Raw genomic sequence first — 1,354 nt, 5'->3', positions numbered from 1 at the left:
CTGGCGGTGCTGATGCTCGGCGAAGTTTGGTGGGTGGGCGCGGTCTTCGGTGCCGTCGTGCTGCTCACCGCCACGCTCGGGGATCTGGCGGAGTCGCTGATCAAGCGCGACATCGGCATCAAGGACATGAGTTCGTGGCTGCCCGGGCACGGGGGGGTGCTGGATCGGCTGGACTCGATCCTGCCCTCGCTGCCGCGGCCTACGTGCTGTACTTCGTCTTCGCCCGATGAGCACCTCCGTCCGGCCCTCCTTCGCTCTGCGGCCTTCCTCGACCGACGCCCGCGAGCCTCTGCGCCAGAGGCCGCGCCACCGATCGCGCGGACGCGCGGAACGCTCCGATGCCGTGATCGGCGGCCGGTCTTGGCAGAATGACCGCATGACCGCTCCCTTCCCCCGCGCTCGCGAGTCGCGTCCCGGTTACGACACGGGCGAGGTGGACTCGTTCCTCGCCGCTGCCCGCGAGGCCTACGCCGAGCTCTCGGGAGGATCCGCCTCTCTGCGCTCGGTCGACCTGCGGCACACCGCCTTCACCCTCCGCAAGGGCGGATACTCGGCTCCCCACGTCGATGCTGCGCTCGAGCGCCTCGAGGACGCGTTCGCCCTGCGGGAGCGCCAGTTCGCCATCGCCGCCCAGGGCGAGGAGGCGTGGCTCGCCGATGCCCGAGCGACCGCGCAGGAGATCGTGAACCGGCTGGCGCGCGAGCCCCGCGAGCGCTTCACCAGGGCGGGCATGGTGACGACGGGGTACAACATCCGCCAGGTCGACGCGTTCGCCGACCGCATCTCCGGGTACTTCCGCGACGGCTCGGTGCTGACTGTCGACGATGTCCGTACCGTCTCCTTCGCCCCCCAGCGCGGCGGTTACTCGGAACCGCAGGTCGACCTGCTGCTCGACACCGTCGTCGACGTGATGCTGGCGGTCCGCTGACCGGGCTCGGATCTGCTGGCCGATCAGGCGATCGTCCGTTATGCTCTCGTTATCGTGCCACAGCATTCTCAGACCTCCGTCGCCCTCTCGCCCGCCTCCCGGACCTCCGGTGAGCGCCCGGCGGTTCCGCGCCAGACCCCGGTGCGACGATCGTGGGCTCGGATTCCGGTGACGGTGCTCGCGTTCGTCGCCTCCTTCGCCTTCGTGATGGTGAATGTCGTCGACCCGTCCAGCGGTGCCGTCGCCTCGCCGTACTACCAGGCGCCCGCCCGATTCAACGGCGATTCGGCGCAACGCCTCGTGGTCGCCGATGCCGCCGCACGGACGGTGCAGCGCGACTCCTTCGCCGCCGAGGCCAAGCCCACGCCGACTCCCACCCCTACCCCGACGCCGACCCCCACCCCCGAGGCGACGCAGGACCCAGCG

Annotated in this window: 1 protein-coding gene and 2 pseudogenes; all 3 read left to right on the top strand. The window is 70.6% G+C overall.

Going from position 1 to position 1,354, the window contains the following annotated elements; all coding sequences use genetic code 11:
* Window positions 1-230 (top strand): annotated as a pseudogene (locus ACH61_RS16540) (phosphatidate cytidylyltransferase); the annotation flags it as partial.
* A gap of 146 nt (window positions 231-376) precedes the next feature.
* Window positions 377-928 (top strand): DivIVA domain-containing protein, encoded by a 552-nt coding sequence (locus ACH61_RS15450; RefSeq protein ID WP_068213764.1) that lies wholly within the window; start codon window positions 377-379, stop codon window positions 926-928.
* A 54-nt stretch (window positions 929-982) separates the two neighbouring features.
* Window positions 983-1,354: pseudogene (locus ACH61_RS17680) on the top strand (hypothetical protein); the annotation flags it as partial.

Source organism: Rathayibacter tanaceti (assembly GCF_001634385.1).
Taxonomy (GTDB): domain Bacteria; phylum Actinomycetota; class Actinomycetes; order Actinomycetales; family Microbacteriaceae; genus Rathayibacter; species Rathayibacter tanaceti.
The sequence above is the reverse complement of the archived record's forward strand: the minus strand, read 5'-3'. Positions and strand labels throughout refer to the sequence as shown.